The sequence below is a fragment of the Kitasatospora sp. NPDC090091 genome, from assembly GCF_044747365.1.
Taxonomy (GTDB): Bacteria; Actinomycetota; Actinomycetes; order Streptomycetales; family Streptomycetaceae; genus Kitasatospora.
On record NZ_JBIVDY010000021.1, the window covers coordinates 104,591 to 127,705 of the forward strand.

The 23,115-nt window shown below is 74.4% G+C and carries 21 protein-coding genes; 7 read left to right on the forward strand and 14 right to left on the reverse strand.

The genetic code is table 11. The features are described 5' to 3' along the window. Positions 1–27: 27 nt before the first annotated feature. The 3 genes from dapF to miaA form a co-directional block, all read right to left on the reverse strand. Positions 28–936: a diaminopimelate epimerase gene (gene dapF / locus ACIPSC_RS30640; protein WP_400830264.1), complete on the reverse strand. Its 909-nt coding sequence runs from the start codon at positions 934–936 to the stop codon at positions 28–30. A 96-nt stretch (positions 937–1,032) separates the two neighbouring features. Then, on the reverse strand, positions 1,033–1,554 hold the full coding sequence (locus ACIPSC_RS30645) for a hypothetical protein (RefSeq protein WP_400830268.1): 522 nt from the start codon (positions 1,552–1,554) through the stop codon (positions 1,033–1,035). A 228-nt stretch (positions 1,555–1,782) separates the two neighbouring features. Then, on the reverse strand, positions 1,783–2,751 hold the full coding sequence (miaA, locus tag ACIPSC_RS30650; RefSeq protein WP_400830272.1) for a tRNA (adenosine(37)-N6)-dimethylallyltransferase MiaA: 969 nt from the start codon (positions 2,749–2,751) through the stop codon (positions 1,783–1,785). Positions 2,752–2,909: 158 nt separating this feature from the next. Here miaA and ACIPSC_RS30655 point away from each other — a divergent pair, with 158 nt between their 5' ends. Continuing rightward, entirely contained in the window at positions 2,910–3,212 is a 303-nt protein-coding gene (locus ACIPSC_RS30655) for an antitoxin (protein ID WP_400830275.1), read from the forward strand. A gap of 15 nt (positions 3,213–3,227) precedes the next feature. Here ACIPSC_RS30655 and ACIPSC_RS30660 read toward each other — a convergent pair whose 3' ends face one another. Continuing rightward, entirely contained in the window at positions 3,228–3,926 is a 699-nt protein-coding gene (locus ACIPSC_RS30660) for a class III extradiol dioxygenase subunit B-like domain-containing protein (protein WP_400830279.1), read from the reverse strand. A 139-nt stretch (positions 3,927–4,065) separates the two neighbouring features. Further along, the gene (miaB, locus tag ACIPSC_RS30665; RefSeq protein ID WP_400830283.1) at positions 4,066–5,565 is read right to left on the reverse strand and encodes a tRNA (N6-isopentenyl adenosine(37)-C2)-methylthiotransferase MiaB; all 1,500 of its coding nucleotides are present in this window, start codon (positions 5,563–5,565) and stop codon (positions 4,066–4,068) included. A 172-nt stretch (positions 5,566–5,737) separates the two neighbouring features. Between miaB and ACIPSC_RS30670 the strand changes: the two genes are divergently transcribed. After that, entirely contained in the window at positions 5,738–6,754 is a 1,017-nt protein-coding gene (locus ACIPSC_RS30670; protein WP_400830286.1) for a TAXI family TRAP transporter solute-binding subunit, read from the forward strand. Between the two features lie 56 nt (positions 6,755–6,810). Here ACIPSC_RS30670 and ACIPSC_RS30675 read toward each other — a convergent pair whose 3' ends face one another. Continuing rightward, positions 6,811–8,253, reverse strand: a complete 1,443-nt coding sequence (locus ACIPSC_RS30675; protein WP_400830289.1) for a sensor histidine kinase — start codon at positions 8,251–8,253, stop codon at positions 6,811–6,813. A 6-nt stretch (positions 8,254–8,259) separates the two neighbouring features. Continuing rightward, positions 8,260–9,012 (reverse strand): response regulator transcription factor, encoded by a 753-nt coding sequence (locus ACIPSC_RS30680; protein ID WP_238863978.1) that lies wholly within the window; start codon positions 9,010–9,012, stop codon positions 8,260–8,262. 408 nt (positions 9,013–9,420) lie between these two features. Between ACIPSC_RS30680 and ACIPSC_RS30685 the strand changes: the two genes are divergently transcribed. The 5 genes from ACIPSC_RS30685 to ACIPSC_RS30705 all read left to right on the forward strand — a co-directional run bounded on the left by ACIPSC_RS30685 (position 9,421) and on the right by ACIPSC_RS30705 (position 14,901). After that, complete coding sequence (locus ACIPSC_RS30685; RefSeq protein WP_400830292.1) at positions 9,421–10,194, forward strand: amino acid ABC transporter ATP-binding protein; 774 nt, start codon at positions 9,421–9,423, stop codon at positions 10,192–10,194. Positions 10,195–10,326: 132 nt separating this feature from the next. After that, complete coding sequence (locus ACIPSC_RS30690) at positions 10,327–11,238, forward strand: glutamate ABC transporter substrate-binding protein (protein ID WP_400830295.1); 912 nt, start codon at positions 10,327–10,329, stop codon at positions 11,236–11,238. A 69-nt stretch (positions 11,239–11,307) separates the two neighbouring features. Continuing rightward, positions 11,308–11,958 carry an amino acid ABC transporter permease gene (locus tag ACIPSC_RS30695; protein ID WP_400830298.1) on the forward strand — a complete coding sequence of 217 codons (651 nt, stop codon included), beginning with the start codon at positions 11,308–11,310 and terminating at the stop codon, positions 11,956–11,958. Between the two features lie 64 nt (positions 11,959–12,022). Continuing rightward, positions 12,023–12,874 carry an amino acid ABC transporter permease gene (locus ACIPSC_RS30700; protein WP_400830301.1) on the forward strand — a complete coding sequence of 284 codons (852 nt, stop codon included), beginning with the start codon at positions 12,023–12,025 and terminating at the stop codon, positions 12,872–12,874. Between the two features lie 146 nt (positions 12,875–13,020). After that, complete coding sequence (locus ACIPSC_RS30705) at positions 13,021–14,901, forward strand: FAD-dependent monooxygenase (protein ID WP_400830303.1); 1,881 nt, start codon at positions 13,021–13,023, stop codon at positions 14,899–14,901. Here the strand turns inward: ACIPSC_RS30705 and rny are convergent. From rny to ACIPSC_RS30740, 7 genes are all read right to left on the reverse strand, one after another. Then, complete coding sequence (rny, locus tag ACIPSC_RS30710) at positions 14,882–16,336, reverse strand: ribonuclease Y (RefSeq protein ID WP_400830306.1); 1,455 nt, start codon at positions 16,334–16,336, stop codon at positions 14,882–14,884. The genes ACIPSC_RS30705 and rny overlap by 20 nt on opposite strands. Positions 16,337–16,522: 186 nt before the next feature. Continuing rightward, entirely contained in the window at positions 16,523–17,401 is an 879-nt protein-coding gene (locus tag ACIPSC_RS30715) for a regulatory protein RecX (protein WP_400830355.1), read from the reverse strand. Positions 17,402–17,747: 346 nt separating this feature from the next. Then, a complete protein-coding gene (gene recA / locus ACIPSC_RS30720; RefSeq protein WP_400830309.1) occupies positions 17,748–18,863 on the reverse strand; it encodes a recombinase RecA in 1,116 nt (371 codons plus the stop codon). 231 nt (positions 18,864–19,094) lie between these two features. Continuing rightward, positions 19,095–20,477 (reverse strand): AI-2E family transporter, encoded by a 1,383-nt coding sequence (locus ACIPSC_RS30725; protein WP_400830311.1) that lies wholly within the window; start codon positions 20,475–20,477, stop codon positions 19,095–19,097. Positions 20,478–20,560: 83 nt separating this feature from the next. Beyond that, positions 20,561–20,755, reverse strand: coding sequence for a DUF3046 domain-containing protein (locus tag ACIPSC_RS30730; protein ID WP_313765724.1), 195 nt, complete (start codon positions 20,753–20,755; stop codon positions 20,561–20,563). Beyond that, on the reverse strand, positions 20,752–21,342 hold the full coding sequence (locus ACIPSC_RS30735) for a GNAT family N-acetyltransferase (RefSeq protein ID WP_400830314.1): 591 nt from the start codon (positions 21,340–21,342) through the stop codon (positions 20,752–20,754). The genes ACIPSC_RS30730 and ACIPSC_RS30735 overlap by 4 nt, the downstream gene beginning before the upstream one ends. A gap of 112 nt (positions 21,343–21,454) precedes the next feature. Next, on the reverse strand, positions 21,455–23,101 hold the full coding sequence (locus tag ACIPSC_RS30740; protein WP_400830317.1) for a S8 family serine peptidase: 1,647 nt from the start codon (positions 23,099–23,101) through the stop codon (positions 21,455–21,457). Positions 23,102–23,115: the final 14 nt, after the last annotated feature.

A 23,115-nucleotide genomic window follows, 5' to 3' on the forward strand; every position in this document is an offset into this window, starting at 1 on the left:
GCACGAAATGGGCAAACCGCCCGCGGCTCAGCCCTGAAGGGCCGCCAGCCACCCCGCATCGAGCTCGCCGCGGGCCACGATCACCGCCGGACCGGTCTTCTCCACCCGGCCGTCCGGGTACTCGGTGATCACCAGCCGCCCGCCCAGCACGTCCACGGTGTAGCTGACGGCCTCACCGGTGACGGCGGGGTCGAGGCCGTCCCGGCGGATCGCGGCGACCGCGACGGCGCAGGCGCCGGTGCCGCAGGAGAGGGTCTCGCCGGAGCCGCGCTCGTGCACCCGCATCGCGACGTGCCGCGGCCCGCGGTCCACCACGAACTCGACGTTGACGCCGTCCGGGTAGGCCTCGGCGGGGCTGGTGAGCGGCGCGCTGCGCAGTTCGCCGGCGTGGTCCAGGCTCTCCACGAACGCGACCGCGTGCGGGTTGCCCATGTTGACGTTGCGGGCCGGCCAGCGCCGCTCGCCGACCGCGACCTCGATCCCGTCCGGGCCGGGCAGCCGGGCGCGGCCCATCCCGACGGTGACGTCGCCCGGTGTGCCGTCCTCGGCGTCCTCGGCGATCCGCACCGTGCGCACGCCGGCCCGGGTGGCGACGGCCAGCTCGCCCGGCTCGGCCAGCCCGGCGTCGACCAGGTAGCGGGCGAAGACGCGCACGCCGTTGCCGCACATCTCGGCGATCGAGCCGTCGGCGTTGCGGTAGTCCATGAACCACTCGGCCCGGTCGGCCTGGTCGGCCGCCGCCGGGTCGGCGGCCGAGCGCACCACGCGCAGCAGTCCGTCGGCGCCGATGCCGGCCCGGCGGTCGCAGAGCGCGGCGACGGCCTCGGGGCCGATCACCAGCCGGCCGTCCGGGTCGGGCACGATGACGAAGTCGTTCTGGGTGCCGTGACCCTTGAGGAAGGGCAGGCCGGCGGGCTGCTGGGAGGATTCGCTCACCCTCCCGATGGTACTGAGCGGGCGCCCGCACCGGCCCGGCGGACCACCTGTCGGACCGCACACCGGACTGCGCGCCGGACTGCCCGTCGGGCGGGGTCAGCGCAGGTGGACGACGCGCCAGAGCGCCAGCGCGCAGGCGGCCAGCACGATCAGGGTGTAGATCACGATCGCCTTCCAGCCGGCCCGCTGGCCGGAGCCGCGGCGGGGCAGGCCCGGCCACTTGTACCCGGCGTGCCGGGCGGCCATCGCGCCCCAGCCGACCGAGGCGGCGGTGAGCAGCAGACCGAGCATCCCGACCATCGCCGAGCCCGCCCCGGCGGAGCCGAAGGCGAGCGGGAAGGCGAACATCAGCGAGCCGGCGGTGGCCAGCAGCGCGATCGGCAGCGTCTGCCACCAGCGCAGCCGGCGGCGCGGGCGGATCTCCCGCTCGTGCACGGCACCGGAGGAGGCGCCGTCCAGCACGGGCAGCGCGACGGCGTACGAGCTGGGGGCGTCGAGCCCCGGCAGCACGGGAAGGTCCGGCAGGGTGGACGCGTCGAGGTCGTCGGCCTGCGCGGTGGCCCCGCCACTCGTCGGCCTGGCGCTCTGGCCGGCGTCGGGGCCGGTACCCGTGGACACGCGGCCTCCCCTGACAGTTCGACACGAGTGTGCACTCGCGGCCGGGCACGGTCGGCCCATCCGGACCGACCCTTATGACCTCGATGATGGCATGTCCAGGGGTGCGTTCCGGGCCTGACCGGGGTCGTCGGGTGATCCGTGGCCATCACGTGATCGGGCCGTAACCCCCGGTTCGTCCTGCACGGCCACCTGCGCGCGCAGGTGCACCGCCGAATGGCCGGATCCCGTCTACGACGCGGCGGAATCCTGACGGTCGATCAGCTCCAGGGATCGGGCGAGCAGCTCGGCGGGGTCCGCGCCGGCCGGACGGGAGAGCCAGTGGATCCGGTCGTCGCGGCGGAACCAGGACTCCTGACGGCGGGCGAACCGCTTGGTCGCCCGGACGGTCTCGGCCCGCGCCTCCTCCTCGGTGCACTCCCCGGCGAAGTGGTCCAGGACCTGCTGGTAGCCGAGCGCCCGGGACGCCGTCCGGCCCTCGCGCAGCCCGAGCTCCTCCAGCGCCCGCACCTCGTCCAGCAGTCCGGCCTCCCACATCCGGTCGACCCGCAGGGTGATCCGCTCGTCGAGTTCGGGGCGCGGCACCGCGACCCCGATCTGCACCGCGTCGTAGACGGCGGTGTTGCTCGGCAGGTTGGCGGTGAACGGCTGCCCGGTGATCTCGATGACCTCCAGGGCCCGGACGATCCGCCGCCCGTTGCTCGTCAGGATCGCCTCGGCCGCCGCCGGGTCCAGCTCGGCCAGCCGCCGGTGCAGCGCGTACGGGCCGTGCTCCTCCAGCTCGGCCTCCAGCCGGGCCCGGACCGCCGGGTCGGTGCCGGGGAACTCCATCTCGTCGATCGCCGCCCGGACGTACAGCCCGGAGCCGCCGACCAGGACGGGGGTGCGGCCCGCGGCCAGCAGCCGGTCCATCTCGGCGCGGGCGAGCCGCTGGTACTCGGCGACGCTCGCGGCCTCCGTGACGTCCCAGATGTCCAGCAGGTGGTGCGGGACGCCACCGCGCTCGTCGAGGGTGAGCTTGGCGGTGCCGATGTCCATGCCTCGGTAGAGCTGCATCGAGTCGGTGTTGATCACCTCGCCGCCGAGGCTGCGGGCGATGGCGACGGCCAGGTCGGACTTGCCGGCGGCGGTCGCGCCCACGACGGAGACCACGCGGGGCCGGGCGGGGCGGGACGGGACGGTGGTGCGGGAGGTGCTCACCGGACCAGTCTCGCAAAACCGCCGCCGCGCCGGTGACCTCCCCACCGAGCCGGTCCTACTGGGCGACGATATGACTGATTTCAGCCATTTCCGCAGTTGAGAACGGTTCGGCCACGACGGACGTTGAGCAAGAGACAGAGAGGAACGGTGAGAGCGCCATGGGTCTGATGGACAACCTCAAGGGCAAGGCCGGGGAGCTGAAGGAGAAGGCCAGTGAACTGGCCGGCAAGCACAGCGACCAGATCGAGCACGCGGTGGACAAGGCCGGCGGGGCGATCGACAAGGCCACCAAGGGCAAGTACACCGAGAAGATCGAGCACGGCACCACCAAGGCCAAGGATGCGGTCGACGACTTCGCCCACAAGCCCAAGGAGACCGGTGACCCGGGCACCCCCGGCGGCCCGACCGGCCCGGCCCCCGGCGGCGGCGCGCCCGACGGCGGCCGCGGCCCGAACGCCTGACCCGGCGCGGTGGCGTCAGTTCCAGCTGGCGACGACGTACCCGACGCCGTACGGCGCGTCGCGGTAGCCGAGGCGCGCGGTGAGGCCGGCGCCCTCGGCGGCGCCGGCCAGGACCTGCCAGGGGGCGCGGCCCTCCGCCTTCAGCTCCGCGGCCAGGCCCGGCTCCAGCGCCGCCAGCGCGGACAGGTCCGCCGAGCCCAGCGCCTCGGCGAGGGCCGCGTCGAAGCCCTCGGCCCGCTCGTCCAGGTAGCCCGGCGCCTTGAGCGAGCGGCAGGCGCTGCCGTCGCCCATCACCAACAGGGCGACCCGGTCGGCCAGCTGGGCCAGGCCCTGGCCCAGCCCGAGCATCCGGTCGGTGGGCGCGTCCGCGGGGACGGCGCAGGCGTGCGTGGGCAGCTTCACGCCGGCCCGCTCCAGCAGCCAGGCGCCGACGGTCAGCGAGGGTGCCAGCTCCGGCCCCTCGACCCCGCCGACCGGGAGGCGGACCACCAGCGGCACGCCGTAGCGGTGGAAGGAGCCGGCCCCGCCCTCGGTCCACACCTCGGCCTCCGGCCCGGTGCCGACCACCACCACCAGCTCCGGCCGGGCCGCGACCAGCGCGGCCAGCGCCTCGTCGCAGGCCGCGCGCAGCGTCTCCAGCTCGGCGGCCGCACCGGCGGCGACCTCCGGGACGAGCAGCGGCGGGCAGGGGCAGACGGCAGCGGCAACCAGCATGTGGATCACTCTAGGGCCTGTCTCCGGTGCAGGCCGGATCAGACCGGATCGGGCCTGGACCACCGGACGGGCCCCACCGGGAACGGAAGCGGCCCGGCGGGATGCAGGATCCCGCCGGGCCGCCCGGTGTCCGGAGCCGTCAGTCGCCGCAGCAGCCGCCCGCCGGGGCGGCCGGCGGCAGGGCCGCGGGGGCGCCGACGGTCGGCAGGCCGAGCATCACGCCGGCCGGCTTGGCGACGGGCTTGGCCTGGCGCTTCTCCCAGGCGTCGCCGGCCCGGGTGCGGCGCACCGCGAGCGTGGGGCCCTCGGCCAGCAGGTGGTGCGGGGCGGCGTAGGTGATCTCGACGGTCACCATGTCGCCCGGCCGCACCGGCTCGGCGGGCCGGGTGAAGTGCACCAGCCGGTTGTCGGGGGCGCGGCCGGAGAGCCGGTCGGTCCGGTCGTCCTTCTTGCCCTCGCCCTCGGCGACCAGGACCTCCAGGGTGCGGCCGACCTGCTTCTTGTTCTCCTCCCAGGAGATCTCCTCCTGGAGGGCGATCAGCCGGTCGTAGCGGGCCTGGACGACGGCCTTCGGGACCTGGTCCGCCATCTCCGCGGCCGGGGTGCCGGGGCGCTTGGAGTACTGGAAGGTGAAGGCGTTGGTGAAGCGCGCCTCGCGGACCACGTGCATGGTCTGCTCGAAGTCCTCCTCGGTCTCGCCGGGGAAGCCCACGATGATGTCGGTGGAGATCGCGGCGTCCGGCATCGCCTCGCGCACCTTCCGGATGATCCCCAGGAAGCGGTCCTGCCGGTAGGAGCGGCGCATCGCCTTGAGGACGGTGTCGGAGCCCGACTGCAGCGGCATGTGCAGCTGGTGCATCACGTTCGGGGTCTCGGCCATCGCGGCGATCACGTCGTCGGTGAAGTCGCGCGGGTGCGGCGAGGTGAAGCGGATCCGCTCCAGGCCCTCGATCTGCCCGGCGGCGCGCAGCAGCTTGGAGAAGGCCTCGCGGTCGCCCAGGTCGGAGCCGTAGGCGTTGACGTTCTGGCCGAGCAGGGTGACCTCGATGACGCCCTCGTCCACCAGCGCCTCGATCTCGGCGAGGACGTCGCCGGGACGGCGGTCCTCCTCCTTGCCGCGCAGCGCGGGGACGATGCAGAAGGTGCAGGTGTTGTTGCAGCCGACCGAGATGGAGACCCAGGCGGCATAGGCGGACTCGCGGCGGGTCGGCAGGGTGGAGGGGAAGGTCTCCAGCGACTCCAGGATCTCGACCTGGGCCTTCTTCTCGACCGCGGCCCGCTCCAGCAGCGCCGGCAGGTGGCCGATGTTGTGGGTGCCGAACACCACGTCGACCCAGGGGGCCCGCTGGACGATGCTGTCGCGGTCCTTCTGCGCCAGGCAGCCGCCGACGGCGATCTGCATGCCGCGGTTGCGGCTCTTGGCCGGCGCCAGCTGGCCGAGGTTGCCGTACAGCTTGTTGTCGGCGTTCTCCCGCACGGCGCAGGTGTTGAACACCACCAGGTCCGGGTCGCCCTCGGCGCCGGCCTTGACGTAGCCCGCCTCCTCCAGCAGGCCGGCCAGCCGCTCGGAGTCGTGGACGTTCATCTGGCAGCCGTGCGTGACGACCTTGTAGCTCTTCAATCCGCTCTCACCGCTCACCAGACCAGGGTACGGGCACCCGCGAAGCGGATTTCCCCTGGCTTTCCCCGGGCTCCGCTCCGGCGTGAGTGCGCCGCTCGCCCGCGGCCCGCGCCGTCGGCGTGCCCGCACCGCGCGTCCGTCCTGCGGTTCGCCCCTCCCGTTCGCCCGGCGCGCCTGGCACTATCCCTGCATGGCCCCCAGCTCCCACCTCCGACCCGGCGCCCTCCGCGCAGCGGCCCGCAGCCCGCTGTGGCGGGCGGTGCTGGTCCTGGTGCTGGTGCTGGCGGCGTTCGGCGGCTGGTGGCTGTCGGCCGGCCGCTCGCCCGGCTACCCGCGCGGCGAGACCGGCTTCGCCACCGGCGTGCAGCGGGGCGTCTACGACCGGTACGGGCAGCTGCTGGAGTCCCACATCGGCAAGGCGATGCCCGGGGTGCAGCTGCGGCTGGACAACACCCAGGGCTCGATCGACAACCTGGCCCGGGTGACCAGCGGCCAGGACGACTTCGCGATCGCCACCGCCGACGCGGTGGCGCAGTACTCCGGCCCCGGCAAGGACCGGTTGCGGGCGATCGCCCGGCTCTACGACGACTACCTCCAGCTGATCGTCCCGGTCTCCTCGCCGGTGCACCGCACGGCCGACCTCAAGGGCCTGCGGGTGGGCGTGGGCCTGCCGCAGTCCGGGGTGAACCTGGTGACCCGCCGGCTGCTGGCCTCGGCCGGCCTGGACCCGGACCGCGACATCCGGCCGGTGATGCTGGGCGTCGGCGACGCGGCCGACAAGCTGCGGGCCGGCGAGCTGGACGCCTTCTTCTGGTCCGGCGGGCTGCCGACCAGTGCGCTCACCGACCTCTCCGACCACGTCCGGATCCGGCTCGTCCCGCTCGGCGACCTCGCCGAGGCCGTGCACAAGGTCGAGGGCGGCGGCACCGACGCCTACCGGGCGGCCACCATGCCGAAGGGCACCTACCCCAACGCCGAGCCCAAGGAGCCGGTCGCCACCGTGGCCGTGCCCAACCTGCTGATCACCCGCAGCGACGTGGACACCGCCCTGGTCGAGGGCATGACCCGGGTGGTGATAGACAGCCGCGACCAGATCGGCTCCCAGGTGCACGCCGCCCAGCTGGTGGACCTGCGCACCGCGGTCTACACCGACCCGCTCCCGCTGCACGAGGGCGCCATGCGCTACTACCGCTCGGTGAAGCCCTAGAAGCGGCCCGGTTCAGGCCGGCCCGGGCCCGGCTCAGGCGCGGCCCGGGCGCGGATTCAGGCCCGGCCCGGGCCCTCCGCCCGCGGCACCGCCAGGGTCACGGCGAGGCCGGTCGGCTTCACCGGGGCGAAGGTGAGCGAGCCTCCGGCGGCCTGCAGCAGAGTGCGGGCGATCGAGAGGCCGAGGCCGGAGCCGTCCACGTTCTGGTGGCGCGCACTGCGCCAGAAGCGGTCGCCGGCCCGGGCCAGCTCCTCCTCGGTGAGGCCGGGCCCGCCGTCCGAGACGGTCACCGCGACCTCGGTGCTCCGGACGGCGACCAGCACCCGCACCCGGCTGCCGGACGGCCCGAACTTCAGGGCGTTGTCGACCACCGCGTCCAGGGCGCTGCCGAAGCCGATCGGGTCGGCCATCCCGAGCGCCACCGCCGGCCCCTCCCAGGCGAGCTCGATGCCGCGCTGGAGGGCCACCGGCCGCCAGGCGTCCGCCCGGGCCAGGCTGAGCGCCGCCAGGTCGGTCGGCTCGGGCGCCGGGCGGGCGTGCTCGGCGGTGGCCAGGCCGAGCAGGTCGTCCAGCACCCGCGCCAGCCGGGCGCCCTCCTCGCGCACCCCGCCGAGCTCCTCCTCGTGCCCCTCGGGCAGTTCCAGGCCGAGCACCTCGACCCGCAGCAGCAGTGCCGCGAGCGGGTTGCGCAGCTGGTGCGAGGCGTCCGCGACGAAGGCCTTCTGCTGGTCCAGGGCGAGCACCACGTGATCGGCCATGTCGTTGAACGAGCGGGCCAGGCGCTGCAGTTCGGGCGGTCCGCCGCCGGGCGCGACCCGGGCGTTCATCCGGCCGGTGGCGATGTCGTGGGTGGCCCGGTCCAGCGTCCGGACCGGGCGCAGCACCCACTCGGTGAGCCGGACGGCCAGCAGCACCGCGACGATCATCGCGGCCGCCTCGCCGGCGCCGATCACCAGCCAGCTGTGCAGCATCCGGGTGCGCAGCGCACCGGTCGGGGACTCGCTGAGCACCACCGCGACCACGTCGCCGTCACGGACGACCGGGGTGGCGATGGTGAGCGTGCGGTCCGAGGTCCACGGCCAGACCTGCGGCGGATTGTGGCTGCGCCGCCCGTCCAGCGCCTCCTGGAAGGCCTGCTCGCCCCAGCCGCCGGCGGGCACCCGCCAGTCGGCCGGGGCGGTGGCGATCGGGACGCCGTCGCGCTGGAAGATGCCGAGCCGTACGCCGTACAGCTCGTGGTAGCGGGCCACCTCGGCGTCCAGGGCGTGCCGGCGGCTGAGGTCGCCGGGGGCCGGCTCGGGGTCGCCCTTGAGGGCGGACTCCAGGCCGGAGACGCCGGAGGTGGGCAGGTCCTGGGCGAACCGGGCGGCGTCGTCGAGCCGGTCGACCACCACCCGGCTCTGCTCGGCGGCCGCGACCGCCGCGGCGAGCGGCAGCCCGAGGGCGGCCAGGACGCAGAGCATCAGCGCGAGCAGGATGCCGAGCAGGCGGGTGCGCACGTGCGGTCAGTGCTCCGCGCGGGCCTGGGGGGCGTCCGCGGCGGCCGCCGGGGACTCGGGGATCAGCCGGTAGCCGACGCCCCGGACGGCCTCGACCAGGCCGGGCAGGGCGAGCTTGGTGCGCAGCGAGCCGATGTGCACCTCCAGGGTGCGGCCGTTGCCCTCCCAGCCGCTGCGCCAGACCTCGCTGAAGATCTGCTCGCGGCGGTAGACCACGCCGGGGCTCTGGGCGAGCAGCGCCAGCAGGTCGAACTCCTTGCGGGTGAGCGGGACGTCCCGGCCGTCGACGCTGACCCGGCGGCGCTCGCGGTCGATCGTGATGCCGCGGGACTCCAGCGGGCCCCGCTGCTGCGGGACGGCGTCGGGCGTGGGGACCGAGACGGCGGCGGGGGCGGCGCCGCGGCGGGCGACGGCGTGGATCCGGGCGAGCAGCTCGCCCATGTCGTAGGGCTTGGTGACGTAGTCGTCGGCGCCGAGGTTGAGGCCGTGGATCCGGGAACGGATGTCGGCGCGCGCGGTGACCATGATCACGGGCACGCCACTGCCGGCCCGGATCCGGCTGCACACCTCGAAGCCGTCGCGGTCGGGCAGCCCGAGGTCGAGCAGCACCACCCGGTACGGGTCGTTGCCGTCCGGCACCAGCGCGTCGAGCGCCTCGTGCCCGCTGCGGGCGTGCCTGACCTGGAAGCCGTGCCGTCCCAGCACCGCGACCAGTGCGGCGGCCACGCGTTCGTCGTCCTCGACGAGCAGCAGTCGCATCGTTCCTCCTTTCCCCGACGTTCCCCGGGGCGTTGCGTGGTGTTCGCGATCCCCACCGGGCAGGTCCCGGTCCTGCGCAGTATGGGCCAGTGGAGCGCCGGACGCCAGGCTCGGCCACGTCCCGGGACCGGCCGGGACGGCGTGCGCCGGGGCGGACGCCCGCTGTCACCGCGCGACCCAACGGGTGTCACGTGCCCCTGCGGGGGCGGGGTGAACGGCCCGCGCCCGGCGTGTGGCCGGATCGTGATCCTCAAGTTCCGCTCAGATCGGCTGACGTGCCATCGTCATGGCTCCTATGGTCACCCCACCGGGGGCCGAGGCTCCGCCGGCCGAGGCCCCCGGCTCCACCCACCACCATTGCCGCCCACGGGAGTTCAGCTCTCGGGCCGAACCCAGGGAGCAGGCGCGATGACCGAGAGCCTCGTCAAGGACTCCAGCGCTGCGAATGCCCCCCTGGTGGTGCTGAGCGGCGTGAACAAGCACTTCGGCGCACTGCACGTGCTCCAGGACATCAACCTGGAGATCGCGCAGGGCGAGGTGGTCGTGCTGATCGGCCCCTCCGGCTCCGGCAAGTCCACGCTCTGCCGGACGATCAACCGGCTGGAGACCGTCGACTCCGGCACGATCACCATCGACGGCCGGCCGCTGCCCGCCGAGGGCCGCGAACTGGCCCGACTGCGGGCCGAGGTCGGCATGGTCTTCCAGAGCTTCAACCTCTTCGCGCACAAGACCGTGCTGGAGAACGTGGTGCTCGGCCAGGTCAAGGTCCGCAAGATCGGCCGCGACCGGGCGGTGCGGACCGCCCGCGAGCTGCTGGACCGGGTCGGTGTCGGTGCGCAGGCGGACAAGTTCCCGGCCCAGCTCTCCGGCGGCCAGCAGCAGCGCGTCGCGATCGCCCGGGCCCTGGCGATGAACCCCAAGGTGATGCTCTTCGACGAGCCCACCTCGGCGCTGGACCCGGAGATGATCAACGAGGTGCTGGAGGTCATGCGCCAACTGGCCGCCGACGGCATGACGATGGTCGTCGTCACCCACGAGATGGGCTTCGCCCGCTCCGCCGCCAACCGCGTGCTGTTCATGGCCGACGGCCGGATCGTCGAGCAGAACACCCCCGAGGCCTTCTTCACCGCGCCGCGCAGCGACCGCGCGAAGGACTTCCTCTCCAAGATCCTGCACCACTGACCCCGCCGGACCCATCGGGCCGGCCAACGGGCGACGGCGGCGAGAACGCCGCCGCCACCCCGGCCTGCCCGGCCAACTTCCTGTCGCCAGAGCCCGGTCGTTCCGTGGCTTCGCCCGAGGAGAGCTACCCCCATGAGGACTCGTCGCACCTTCGCCGTCGCGCTCTGTGTCATCGCGCTCACCGCCACCGCCGCCTGCGGCAAGGACGGCTCGCCGAGCAGCACCGCGGCCACCGGCACCGGCGGCACGCCCGCTCCGCAGCTGCCCACCTACACCGTCAAGACCGACGTCAAGGTGGACTCGGCCCGGCTCGCCGAGGCCAAGAAGCGCGGCCAGCTGATCATCGGCGCCAAGGCCGACCAGCCGTTCCTCGGCTTCGAGGACGTCGCCACCGGCGACCGCAGCGGCTTCGACATCGAGATCGCCAAGATGATCGCCGCCGACCTCGGCTTCACCCCGCAGCAGATCAAGTGGCAGACCCTGGTCTCCTCGCAGCGCGAGCCCGCCATCGACAAGGGCCAGATCGACTTCTACGTCGGCACCTACAGCATCAACGACGAGCGCAAGAAGACGGTCTCCTTCGCCGGCCCGTACTACATCGCCGGCCAGGACCTGCTGGTGAAGGCCGACAACACCACGATCACCGGCCCGGAGTCGGTGAACGGCAAGAACGTCTGCACCGCGACCGGCTCGACGTCGATCAAGAACATCCAGCAGTACTCGCCGAAGATCACCCAGTTCGACAGCTACTCGGCCTGCGTCGACAAGCTGCTGGCCGGCGAGGTCGACGCGGTCACCACCGACGACTCGATCCTCAAGGGCTACGCCTCCAAGTTCGCGCCCAAGCTCAAGGTGGTCGGCAAGCCGTTCACCAAGGAGAACTACGGCGTCGGCCTGGGCAAGGACGACGCCGCGCTGCGCGCCGCCATCAGCGACGCCCTGAAGGCCCACCAGGACAACGGCGACTGGAAGAAGGCCTACGACGCCACCCTCGGCCTCTCCGGCTCCCCCGCGCCGCAGCCGCCCGCCCTGGAGCGCTACTGATCCCCCATCAGGCCCGACCCACGTCGGACCTGATCCGTTCCTGACCGATTCTGAGAGGAGGGCCGCCAGATGGGCATACTGTTCGAGGACGACAACTTCGCTCTGTTCCGCGACGGTTTCCTGCAGACGATCGAGCTGAGCGCACTCAGCGCGCTGCTCGCCCTGCTGCTGGGCACCCTGCTGGCGGCCTTCCGGGTCTCCCCCGTGCCGGTGCTTCGCGGCTTCGGCACCGCCTGGGTGACGCTGTTCCGCAACACCCCGCTGACCCTGCTGTTCTTCGCCGTCGCGTTCGGACTCCCCCGGCTCGGCGTGCACTTCAGCCACCTCGTCTTCGCGGTGCTGGCGCTCGGCTGCTACACCGCCTCGTTCGTCTGCGAGGTGCTGCGCTCGGGCATCAACACCGTGCCGCTCGGGCAGGCCGAGGCGGCCCGCAGCCTCGGCCTCACCTTCGGCCAGACCCTCACCTCGGTCGTCCTGCCGCAGGCCGCCCGGACCGTGCTGGCCCCGATGAGCAGCGTGTTCATCGCGCTGCCGAGGAACTCGGCGATCGCCGGCGCGTTCAGCGTCCCCGAGCTCTACAGCGTGCAGCAGACGCTCTCCGAGCGCGGCTACTCGATCTTCGCCATCTTCTTCTGGGTGGCCTGCGCCTATCTGGTGATCAGCGCCACCGTCGCCCTCGCGTTCCGCTTCCTGGAAGACCGCCTGGCGGTGGCCCGATGAGCGAGCGAACCATCGAAAGGTGCGCGCCGGTGACTGCCCCTGCCGAACCGAGCGAGGTGACCGCATGAGCTCCCTCTTCACCCGCGCCTCCACGGCCAGCGTCCTCTACGACGCCCCGGGCCCCCGGGCCCGCGCCCGCAACCGGATCCTCGGCGTGCTGGCACTGGCCGGCATCGCCGGGCTGCTCTGGTACGCCTACACCGCGCTCGACGAGAACGGCCAGTTCGACCCCCAGCTCTGGGACGCGTTCCAGTACAACGCCGTCCAGCAGCGGATCGCCGACGGCCTGCTGGCCACCCTGGAGGCCTTCGGGCTGGCAGCGGTGTTCTCGCTCGTGCTGGGCGCGCTGCTCGCCGCCGGGCAGCTCTCCGACCACAAGCCGGTGCGCTGGGCGGCGGTCTCGGTCGTCCAGTTCTTCCGGGCGATGCCGCTGCTGATCCTGATCGTCGCGCTCTACTACGCGTTCTTCGCCAAGGAGCCGATGTGGGCCCTGGTGCTCGGGCTCACCCTCTACAACGGCTCCGTCCAGGCGGAGATCATCCGCAGCGGCGTCAACGCCGTGCCGCGCGGCCAGGGCGAGGCGGCCTACGCGCTCGGCATGGGCAAGACCCAGGTGATGACCCTCATCCTGGTCCCGCAGGCGATCCGCTCGATGCTGCCCTCGATGATCGGCCAGCTGGTCGTCACCCTCAAGGACACCTCGCTCGGCTTCATCATCACCTACCATGAGCTGCTGTTCGTCGGTAAGGCGATCGCCAGCCAGCCGCTGAACGCCGCGGGCTTCCCCTACATCCCGGTGGTCCTGGTGATCGGCCCGATCTACATCGCGATGTGCCTGCTGCTCACGGCGCTCGCCCGGTGGATCGAAGCACGTGGCCGTCGCGGCGCGAACCGGCGCACATCAGCTTCTGCTTGACGGACACGCAGGTGAACTGTTGCATTGCTCTTCGTGACACCATCCGGGACCATCCTCGCGGCATATGACGCCACCCCGTCGGCCCGGTCGTGCCCGGAGGTACGTGAGCACACCGCCCCGGCCCGGCCGCGTCCGGAGGGCCCGGCATGGACCCGGTGATCGTCGTCGGGGCCGGACCGGTCGGTCTGGCCCTGGCGCTCGCCCTCGCCCGGCACGAGGTGCCGACCGTCGTCCTGGACGAGGGCTCCGGGCTCTGCCCCGAAGGCCCGCGCAGCGTCGTCCTCGGGCCCGACACGGCCGGCTTCCTGACCCGGATCGGCTACTCCCGGGCCGTCTCCGACGCCGCCCAGTGGGACGCCTTCGCCGTCTGGCGCCGCCGCCAGGAGGTGCTGCGGATCGACCTCGCCGACAGCCCCGTCCTGCACCTGCCCCAGCACCGGCTCCAGCGCGGCCTGCGCGACGCCCTGACCGGCACCCCGCTGGTCAGACTGGTCCCGCTGAGCCGGGTCGGCAAGCTCGAACAGGACCGCGACGGCGTCAGCGTCCACACCCGCAACCCGCAGGACGGCACCGAGACCTGGTGGCGCGGCAGCCACCTGGTCGCCTGCGACGGCGCCCGCTCCACCGTCCGCAAGCTGCTGAAGATCCGCTTCCCCGGCCGGCCCGCCGTCGACCGCAACGCCGTCGCCACCGTCCGGGTCGACCTGCCCTTCACCGAGGCCCGGCTGCACCGCGAGCCGCCGTGGCGCGGCGACCGCGAGGCCTCCGCCCGCCCGCTGCCGGACGGCGTGTGGCGGATCGACTGGCGGCTGCCCCCGGGCAGACCGGCGCCCAGCGAACCGGTCGACCCGCACGCCACCTGGCCCGGCATCGTCACCGGCGACACCCTGCTCACCCGCGTCACCGCCACCCTCACCGGCTGGTGCGGCGAACTCCCCCGGTACGAACTGCTCGCCGCCGCCGACCACACCGCCCAGCAGCGGCTCGCCGCCCGCTTCCGCGACGGCCGCTGCTTCCTCGCCGGCGACGCCGCCCACCTGCACGGCGCGCTCGGCATGCAGAACCTCGCCGACGGGCTGCGCGACGCCGACAACCTCGCCTGGCGCCTCGCCCTCGCCTGGCACCTCCACACCGGCGGCCCCCAGCCCGGCGGCACCCTGCTGGACGGGTACGAGGCCGAGCGCCGCGGCGCGGTCGGCGCCCGGCTGCGCGCCGTCGACCAGGCCATGCCGCTGCTGCGCCCGCTGCGCGGCTGGCAGGCCACCCGCCGCTCGCTGCTCACCGGCTCGTTCCGCAAGCACGCACCGCTGCTGGCCGACGGCCAGCTCGGCACCGGCCGGTTCGGCGGTCCCCCGGCCTACCCGGCGGCCCCCTCCGGCGTCCCCGGGCGGGTGCCGGTCCAGCGCGGCGGCCGGAGCACCACCTCGCTCACCGAACTGCTGCCCGCCACCGCGCCCGGCGTCCTGGTGCCGGACCTCCCGGTCCTGGCCACCGACGGCACGCCGGACCGGCTGCACGCGCGGCTCGGTTCGACCTTCCTGCTGCTGCTGGTCGCCCCCGGCACCGCCGTCTGGTCCGCCGAGCACTGGCTGGGCGCCGGGCTGATGCCCCGGCTCGCCGAGGTCGCGGCGGCGCTGCCGGTGCCGGCCGAGGTCCTGGTCACCGAGGAGTACCCGGGCGCCGGGCCGCACACCGTGCTGCTGATCCGGCCGGACGGCCACCTGGTGGGCGTCACCCAGGGCGCGGCGGCCGAGGACCTCCAGGCGCTGGCCGACGGGGCCCGCGGCGGGCCGCAGCCGCTGAGCGGCACGGCCGAGGCGACGGCGGACGGCGGCGGTCCCGGTTCGACGGGTGGCTCGGCGGGCGCGGGTCGGGCCGCAGGCGTCGGCGGGGCCGCCGGCGTGGGACGGGCTTCGGGTGCGGGTCGGGTCGCCGGCGTGGGTCGGGCCGCGGGCGGTGCGCCCGGCGGCGCCGTCGCCGAGCCGGCCGCCCCCGCGGTGGACTCCGCTAGCGGGCCACCTCGGTGACCCGGCTCTCCCGGACCACCGTCACCCGGATCTGGCCCGGGTAGGTCAGCTCCTCCGACACCTGCTTGGCGACCTCCCGGGCGATCACCTGTGCCCCGAGGTCGTCCACCACCTCCGGCCGCACCATCACCCGCACCTCACGGCCGGCCTGCATCGCGTACACCGCGGCCACCCCCTCGTGCGCCCGGGCGATCTCCTCCAACCGCTCCAACCGGCGGACGTAGACCTCCAGCGACTCCTTGCGGGCCCCCGGCCGGCCGCCCGAGCAGGCGTCCGCCGCCTGGACCAGCACCGCCTCGACCGTCTGCGGCTCCACCTCGCCGTGGTGCGCGGCGATGGCGTGCACCACGTCCTCCGACTCGCCGAACCGCCGGGCGAGCTCCGCCCCGATCGCCGCGTGGCTGCCGTCGACCTCGTGCGTCACCGCCTTGCCGATGTCGTGCAGCAGCGCCGCGCGCCGCGCCGGCTCCGGGTCCACCCCGAGTTCGGCGGCCATCATCCCGGCCAGGTGCGCCGACTCCACGAGGTGCCCCAGCACGTTCTGCCCGTACGAGGCCCGGTAGCGCAGGGTGCCGAGGGTGCGGACCAGCTCCGGGTGCATCGCACCGACCCGCACCGCCAGCAGCGCGTCCTCACCGGCGCGGACGCACCGCCGCTCGACCTCCTCGCGGCTGCGCTCATGGACGTGTTCGATCCGCTGCGGATGGATCCGGCCGTCCTCGACCAGCTGTTCCAGGGTGAGCCGGGCGGTCTCCCGGCGGACCGGGTCGAAGCAGGACAGCTGCACCGAGGCCGGGGTGTCGTCGATGATCAGGTTGACGCCGGTGACCGCCTCGAAGCTGCGGATGTTGCGGCCCTCGCGGCCGATGATCCGGCCCTTCATCTCCTCGTTGGGCAACCGGAACACCGACACCGCGGTCTCGGCGGTCTGTGCGGCCGCCAGCCGCTGGACCGCCCCGGCGACGATCGCCCGGGCCCGCCCCTCGCCCTCCTCCTTGGCGGTCCGCTCGATCTCCCGGACCGTGACGGCCGCCTCCCGCCGGGCCTCCGCCTCGGCCTCCCGGACGAGTTGGGCCCGTGCCTGGTCGGCCGAGAGCCCGGCGGTGCGCTCCAGCTCCGCCTCCCGGCGCCGCAGCAGTTCGTCGGCCTCGCCCCGGGCCCGCGCCACGTCGGCGGCCCGCTCGGCGAGTTCGCCCTCGCGGAGCTCCAGCCGGCGCAGCTCCTCGGTCAACCGCTCCTCGCACCGGTCGAGTTCGGCCCGCAACTGGGCGGCCTGGCCCTCGGCCCACCGCCTGGCCCGCTCGGTCTCGGCCACGGCGCGGCGCTGAGCGGCCTGGAGGCGCCGGACCATCAGCCAGGCCGTCGTCACGACGGCGATCAACACCACCGCCGACAGCAGGGAGGTGACCGATCCGGTGCTCAGCGCGATCCTCATCCTGGCCACTCCCCGTCCCTGCACGGCACGCCGTGCGGGGCAACCGCGACCGGGTCCGGGCAGGCCTGCCCGAGGCGTGGCCGAGGAGTGATCGACGCGCTCCCGCACTGAGTGCGAGGCTAAGCGCAGGTTACGAAACGGTCAAGACTGGCCCGGGAGTTGGCGAACCCTCGCACCGAGCCGCCGTCAGTCCCACCCGTGGGCGGATGGTCCGTCCACGTCCTCTCCGTCCGGACCGGCCCCGGTCTCCTCAGCGTCCAGTGCCTCGCGCACCACCCGGAAGGCCAGACCCTCGGAGTAGCCGCGACGGGCCAGCATGCCGACCAGCCGGCGCATCCGGGCCTGCCGCTCCAGGCCCCGGGTCGTCCGGAGCCGGCGTTCGACGAGTTCGCGGGCCGCCTCGGTCTCGTCGTCCTGGTCGAGCTGTGCGAGTGCCTGCTCGGCGAGCTCGCCGGCCACGCCCTTGGTCCGCAGCTCCTGGGCCAGCGCCCGCCGGGAGAGCCCGCGGACGGCGTGCCGGGACTCCACCCAGGCCCGGGCGAAGGCCGCGTCGTCGATCAGCCCGACCTCCTCCAGCCGGGTCAGCACTCCGTCGGCGACGTCCTCCGGGATCTCCCGCTTGCGCAGGGCGTCGGCGAGCTGCTTGCGGGTCTTGGCCGCTCCGGTGAGCAGCCGCAGGCAGAGGTCCCGCGCCCGGGCCTCCGGGTCGGCCGACTCCTCCGCGGCGGCCCGGCGGGGCTGGTCCGAGCGGCGGGACCGCTGGGCCCCGCGCCGCCCCGCACGCCCGCGCGAGCCGGCGCCGCCCGGGGCGTCGCCGTCCGAGGCGTCGCCGTCCAGGGTGTCGTCGTCGGGGAAGGCCTCGCCGGCCGGAAACGCGTTGCCGCGGCCGACCCGGCCCGGAGCGCGCCCCCGGCCGGATCCGTACTCCTCGTCGACCGGCTCGGCCCGCTTGCGGGCACGCCGGCCACCCGGCCCACCGGACGCGGGCGGGGCCGAGGCGGTCGCACCCCCGTGACCGGCCGCCTCACCCCCGGCCCGGTCGTCGGCGGTCGTCTCCTCGGCCAGCGCCGACCGGCGCCGTCGGCGCCCACCGGTCAGCTCGGACGCGGACACCAGCCCGAGCCCGCTGCCCAGCAGGCCGGGGCCGTCCTGGACCTCCGGCACGCCCGAACCGCGCCGCGCCGAAGCCCTCGACCGGCCCGGCGCACGAGCGGACTCGGACCGGGACTCCGGCTCAGGCGCGGCTTCCGGCCCGTGCCCGGACCCGCGCCCGCGCGGGGACTTGGGCTCGAACGCCGGCTCCGGCTCCGGCTCGGCCACCGCGGCGAACCAGTCCGGCGGGCCGTAGTCGTCGTCCTCCTCCGGGCCCGCCGGGCCGCCGCCCGCCGCCATGCTGTGCTGCGTCAACGGCTCAGGCCTTGGCGGCCGCCGCCGTCTTCTTCGCCGCGGCCGTCTTGGCGGCGGTCGCGGTGATCGGCTTGGCAGCGGCGTCGGCGGCCGGCGCCGCCTCGCCCTCGGCGGGCTCCTCCGTCTTCGGGCCGATGCCCAGCTTGCCCTTGATCTTGCGCTCGATCTCGTCGGCCAGCTGCGGGTTGTCGCGCAGGAAGTTGCGGGCGTTCTCCTTGCCCTGGCCGAGCTGGTCGCCCTCGTACGTGTACCAGGCACCCGACTTGCGGATGAACCCGTGCTCGACGCCCATGTCGATCAGACCGCCCTCGCGGCTGATACCCACGCCGTAGAGGATGTCGAACTCGGCCTGCTTGAACGGCGCGGCGACCTTGTTCTTGACGACCTTCACCCGGGTGCGGTTACCGACCGCCTCGGTGCCGTCCTTCAGGGTCTCGATCCGGCGGATGTCCAGCCGGACGGAGGCGTAGAACTTCAGCGCCCGGCCACCGGTCGTGGTCTCCGGCGAGCCGAACATGACGCCGATCTTCTCGCGGAGCTGGTTGATGAACACCGCGGTGGTGTTCGACTGGTTCAGCGCACCGGCGATCTTGCGCAGCGCCTGGCTCATGAGCCGGGCCTGCAGACCGACGTGCGAGTCACCCATCTCGCCCTCGATCTCGGCGCGCGGGACGAGCGCCGCCACCGAGTCGATGATCACCAGGTCGATCGCGCCGGAGCGGATCAGCATGTCGGTGATCTCCAGGGCCTGCTCACCGGTGTCCGGCTGGCTGACCAGCAGGGCGTCGGTGTCCACGCCGAGCTTCTTGGCGTACTCCGGGTCGAGCGCGTGCTCCGCGTCGACGAAGGCGACCGTGCCGCCGGCCCGCTGGGCGTTGGCCGCCAGGTGCAGGGTCAGCGTGGTCTTGCCGGAGGACTCGGGGCCGTAGATCTCGATCACTCGGCCGCGCGGAATGCCGCCGACACCGAGGGCGACGTCCAGGGCGGTGGACCCGGTGGAGATCACGTCGATCGGCTCGTTGGCCTTCTCGCCGAGGCGCATCACCGAGCCCTTGCCGAACTGCCGCTCGATCTGGGCGAGTGCGGTCTCAAGGGCCTTCTCGCGGTCCGTACCTGCCATGGCTTCCACCCTCGGGTTCTGTGCTGTGCGCTTCATCGTCCTCGACGCTAGCGCGTCCCACTGACAAACGGCCCCGACCGGGCTCGGCCTGTGGAAAACTCCTCGCCGGAGAGTACAAAGAACATCTGTTCGATTCAAGCCGGAACACGTTCGACCCGGGCCCGTCCGGTCCGGGCCCGTTCGACCCGCACCGGCCGGCACCGGCCCGCCCTACCGATCCCCGCCCCCGCCCTACCGATCCCCGCCCCCGCCCTTCGGCTCCCGCCCCGCACCGGAATCCGAGCCCGCACCGGAGCCCGAGCCGGAGCCGGCACCGTCACCGGAGCCCGCGCCGGCACCGGGCTCCACGCCCGCCCCGACCATCCGCCGCAGCCGGCGCGCCGCCTCCCGGCGCAGCTCCCGCCGGGCCCGCCGCTGCTCCCCGCGGTCGATCCGAGGGTCGGTCGCCACCTCGTAGCGCCGGACGTAGGTGCCGACGAAGCCCTGCAGGGTGGCCGCCGCCGGGATGGCGATCAGCGCGCCCACCGCGCCCAGCAGCGCCGCGCCCGCGATCACCGAGCCGAACGCCACCGCCGGGTGCACGTCCACCGTCCTCGCGGTGATCCGCGGGTGCAGCAGGTAGTTCTCGACCTGCTGGTAGACCACCACGAACACCAGCACCCAGAGCGCGTCCACCGGCTCGACGGTGAGCGCGACCAGCACCGGGAGCGCCCCGGCCAGGTACGTCCCGATGGTGGGCACGAACTGCGACATGACGCCGACCCAGACCGCCAGCGCGGCCGCGTACGGGAGGTCCAGCAGGGCGAACATCACCCAGTGCGCGGCCGCCGAAGCGACCGCGAGCAGCGCCCTGGAGTAGAGGTAGCCGCCGGTCTTGGCCAGCGCGATCTCCCAGGCGCGCAGCACCTCGCCCTGCCTGGCGGGCGGCAGCAGCGAGCAGACGGTCCGCCGCACCCGGGGGCCGTCGGCCGTGAAGTAGAAGGTGAAGAGGCCGACGGTGAAGGCCTGGAAGAGCCCGCCGATCAGGGTGGAGGAGACGCCCCAGACGTTGTCGGCGGCCTGCTGGGCGTAGGACTCGATCGCGCCGGAGTCCTTGAGCAGCTTCTTCTGCAGCTCGTCCAGCGAGAGGTCCTGGTGGAACGTCCGGTTGATCCAGCCGATCAGGTTGTCGAGCAGGTGCGGGAGGTCGCCGGCGATCTTCGCGACCTGGTCGACCAGCAGCGTGCCGAGCGCGGCCAGGAAGCCCGCCACCGCGATCGCCACCGCGACGAAGACCAGGAAGGTGCCGACGCCCCGGCGCACGCCGCGGGCCGCCATCCGGTCCACCGCCGGCTCCAGCGCCAGCGAGAGGAAGAAGGAGACCAGCAGCATCACGAAGAGGTCGATCAGCTGGTGGAAGGCCCAGTCGGCGAGCTTGAACAGCCCGACCATCACCAGCGCCAGCACCATCGCGCGCGGCAGCCAGCGCGGCATCCCGGCGCCCCAGAGCCCGCCGGCCGAGCCGGGAGCGGCGGCCGAGCCGGGAGCGGCTTCCGGAGCGGGCTGCGGGCCCGCGGCCTCGTCGGCGACCCGCGCCGGCCTGTCCGAATTCTGGGGTTCTGCGCTGCTTGTCACCCGAACAGTCTGGCCCATGCCCGCAACCCGCCCGGGCGCCGGGCACCGGCCGCCTCCGGTACCCGAGGGCCGGCCCGGACGCGTCAGCGCAGCAGCGTCGAGACGCCCTGGGTGTCGCAGACCACGCGCCAGACGTCCTTGGCCTCCCAGCCCGCCTCCAGCGCCTGGCGCACCGTCCGCCCACCCAGCTCGGTCATCACGTGGTCGGTGGCGAAGGACTCCGCGTACGCCTCGCCGAAGTGCGCGTGCATCCGTCGCCAGAACTCGGTCAGCCTCATGCCGACCAGTATCCCGGACCGGTCCCCGGCGCGGGCGGCCGCCAGTCCGCCGCCTCCAGGGCGTACTCGACCTCGCCCAGCTCGGTGCCCGGGATCGGCTCCGGGTAGTCCTCGTGGAAGGTCCGGACGTAGCGGAGCCCGGCCTTCTCCATCACCCGGCGCGAGCCGCTGTTGACCGCCATCGTGTACGCCACCACCCGGCGCACGCCGAGCCGGGCGAAGCCCTGGTCGATCAGTGCCCGCGAGCCCTCGGTGGCGTAGCCGCGCCCCCAGGCCGGCCGGCGCAGCCGGTAGCCGAGCTCGATCTCGCCCGGGTCCTCCGGGTCCGGCGGGCGGAACTCGAACCAGCCGAGGAAGGCCCCGCCGTCCCGCTCCTCGGCCGCCCACCAGCCGAGGTCGCCGTAGCGCTCGTAGTGCGCGAGGTAGAGCGGCAGCAGGGTGTTCTCGACCTGCGCCCGCGGGGTGGCCCGGCCGCCGGTCAGGTAGCGCATCACCGCGGGATCGCCGTCCAGCTCGACCAGCCGGTCGGTGTCGGCGGCGGTGAACCGGCGCAGGACCAGCCGTTCGGTGGTGAGGTGGACGTCCATCCCCCGATCCTCGTCCACGGCCCGCCCGCCCGTCACCGGGTTTTCCGCCGCCGCGCGCCCACCCCCGGCGCCCCGCCCCCGGGGCCCGGTCCGCCAACACCCCCGACGCCGCTCAGTGCGGGAGCACCAGCGTGCCCGCCCCGTAGTACTGGCGGTCCCCGCAGGCCTGCGGCCCCGGCGGACAGGAGGCGGCCGCGGTCGTCGCCAGCAGTTCGGCGAGCCGGTCCGAGCCCCAGTCCGGGTGGAGCGCGGCGGCCACCGCGACCGCGCCCGTCACGTGCGCCGCCGCCATCGAGGTGCCGGCCAGGGCGGCGTACTGCCCGCCGGGCCAGTCGGAGACGATCGCGCCCTGCGTGCCGCCGTCCGGGTCCCCGCCGGGCGCGGCCAGCGAGACCCGGCCGCGCCCGTAGTTGGAGTACGCCGAGGGGTGGCCGTCCCGGTTGAGGGCGGTCACCGTGACCACCCCGGGCAGCTCGCCCGGCAGCCGGACGCACTCGGTGCCGAGGTAGCGGGACTGCGCCGGACCGGAGGTGCGGTCGTTGGGGCTGCGGTCGTCGGTGCGCGGGGCGCCGAGGTCCTGCCCGTCGTTGCCGGCCGAGGCCACGACGACGGCGCCCTGCCTCCGGGCGTAGCCGACCGCGCGGTCCACCGCGGCGGTCAGCGCGGCCTGGTCGCGGTCCTGCGGGCAGTTGTACTTCCACGGGTCGGCGAAGTAGCTGTTGTTGATCGCCTTGGCGCCGTGGTCGGCGGCCCAGAGCATGCCGCAGACGATGTTCTCCGCGTAGTACTGGCCGAGCGGGCCGAGCAGCCGGACGGCGGCGATCCGCACGCCCGGCGCGACCCCGCTGACGCCGTGGCCGTCGCGGGCGGCGCCGACGATCCCGGCGACGTGGGTGCCGTGGCCGCTCTCGCCCACCCCGAGGTCGGGCCGCCAGGCGCCGGTCCGGGCGTCGGGTCGGCCGTCGGCGCAGGAGGCGGAGCTCTTCGGGTCGACGGCGGCCCGCAGGTCCGGGTGGGTGTCGTCGACGCCGGAGTCGAGGACGGCGACCAGCACCCGGCGCAGCGCGTCGGCCGCGGGCGCGCCCGGGCCGGCCGAGGGGGTGCGCAGCACCGTGGGAGAGGTGTCGCCGCCCGGGCCGCCGGCGACGCCCAGCATGGCGAGGTTCCAGGCGTCGCGCTCGGCCGGGTCGGCCACGGTCGCGGTGGTGTCGTCCGCGCCGTCGGCCGTGCGGCTGCCGCCGAAGTCCGCGGCCCCATCGGTGCCGTGTCCGGCGAGGACTCCCGGGGGCCCCGCTGCGCCGCCGTTCCCGGCCCCGCCGTCGGTGCTGCGCCCGCCGTCGGCGCGGTCGGCGCCGATCCCCGCGCGGAAGTCCCCCGCGCCGTCGAGCGGACGGGGCGGGCCGGGCACCGGCGCGGTCCGGGTGGCACCGACCATGGCCACCCCGGGCCGGGCCCGGACCTTGTCGGCGAACCCCCCGGTGGCGTACGCGAGCACGACCCCGATCTGCGGGTACTCCTGGACGACCTGGCCCCCGGCCGCCCGGGCCTCGGCGCCGGCCCGGGCCGCCCCGGCGGCGTCCGCCTGCTCGGCCAGCACCAGGTAGCTGAGGTAGGACCGGCCCGGTCCGGCCACGTACGGGACGGCGCCGCCGACCACCAGCGCGGTGAGCAGCATGGCGAGCAACGCCCGGAGGGGCCCCTGGGCCCGGCCCCGGCGGCGCCGGGCGGGACCACTGCCGGACGGGTGCGCCTGCGCCATCGCACGGTCTCCGC

What these genes read in the sequence shown, in the direction of transcription:
- ACIPSC_RS30655 (WP_400830275.1), top strand. Translation starts at nt 2,910, where the DNA reads ATGGGTCTGATGGACAACCTCAAGGGCAAGGCCGGGGAGCTGAAGGAG.
- ACIPSC_RS30660 (WP_400830279.1), bottom strand. Translation starts at nt 3,926, where the DNA reads ATGCTGGTTGCCGCTGCCGTCTGCCCCTGCCCGCCGCTGCTCGTCCCG.
- ACIPSC_RS30670 (WP_400830286.1), top strand. Translation starts at nt 5,738, where the DNA reads ATGGCCCCCAGCTCCCACCTCCGACCCGGCGCCCTCCGCGCAGCGGCC.
- ACIPSC_RS30680 (WP_238863978.1), bottom strand. Translation starts at nt 9,012, where the DNA reads ATGCGACTGCTGCTCGTCGAGGACGACGAACGCGTGGCCGCCGCACTG.
- ACIPSC_RS30685 (WP_400830292.1), top strand. Translation starts at nt 9,421, where the DNA reads ATGACCGAGAGCCTCGTCAAGGACTCCAGCGCTGCGAATGCCCCCCTG.
- ACIPSC_RS30690 (WP_400830295.1), top strand. Translation starts at nt 10,327, where the DNA reads ATGAGGACTCGTCGCACCTTCGCCGTCGCGCTCTGTGTCATCGCGCTC.
- ACIPSC_RS30695 (WP_400830298.1), top strand. Translation starts at nt 11,308, where the DNA reads ATGGGCATACTGTTCGAGGACGACAACTTCGCTCTGTTCCGCGACGGT.
- ACIPSC_RS30700 (WP_400830301.1), top strand. Translation starts at nt 12,023, where the DNA reads ATGAGCTCCCTCTTCACCCGCGCCTCCACGGCCAGCGTCCTCTACGAC.
- ACIPSC_RS30705 (WP_400830303.1), top strand. Translation starts at nt 13,021, where the DNA reads ATGGACCCGGTGATCGTCGTCGGGGCCGGACCGGTCGGTCTGGCCCTG.
- rny (WP_400830306.1), bottom strand. Translation starts at nt 16,336, where the DNA reads ATGAGGATCGCGCTGAGCACCGGATCGGTCACCTCCCTGCTGTCGGCG.
- recA (WP_400830309.1), bottom strand. Translation starts at nt 18,863, where the DNA reads ATGGCAGGTACGGACCGCGAGAAGGCCCTTGAGACCGCACTCGCCCAG.
- ACIPSC_RS30730 (WP_313765724.1), bottom strand. Translation starts at nt 20,755, where the DNA reads ATGAGGCTGACCGAGTTCTGGCGACGGATGCACGCGCACTTCGGCGAG.
- ACIPSC_RS30735 (WP_400830314.1), bottom strand. Translation starts at nt 21,342, where the DNA reads ATGGACGTCCACCTCACCACCGAACGGCTGGTCCTGCGCCGGTTCACC.
- ACIPSC_RS30740 (WP_400830317.1), bottom strand. Translation starts at nt 23,101, where the DNA reads ATGGCGCAGGCGCACCCGTCCGGCAGTGGTCCCGCCCGGCGCCGCCGG.